The sequence below is a fragment of the Streptomyces milbemycinicus genome, from assembly GCF_002154605.1.
GTDB classification, from domain to species: Bacteria; Actinomycetota; Actinomycetes; order Streptomycetales; family Streptomycetaceae; genus Streptomyces; species Streptomyces milbemycinicus.
Map to the genome: position 1 here is coordinate 1 of NZ_MUNE01000566.1, position 218 is coordinate 218.

A 218-nucleotide genomic window follows, 5' to 3' on the forward strand; every position below is an offset into this window, starting at 1 on the left:
CCTTCAGCAGGCCCGGCAGCAGCCGCCGTACCGCGTTCACCCCGACCACCGGCAGGCCGAAGCTGACCTCGCTCAGCTTGCCCGACGAGGTGCCCACGAACGCCGCGCCGATCACCCGCTCCCGCACCAGCTCCGGGTGCTGCGCGGCCAGCGCCATCATCGTCATGCCGCCCATGGAGTGCCCCACCAGCACCAGCGGCCCCTCGGGCGCGGCCGCG

General features: G+C 74.8%; 1 protein-coding gene. It reads right to left on the minus strand.

All coding sequences use genetic code 11. The annotated features are described in order from the left end of the window. Positions 1-218: alpha/beta fold hydrolase (locus CCN51_RS58300; protein ID WP_245881756.1), on the minus strand; the 218-nt coding region annotated here is incomplete at both ends.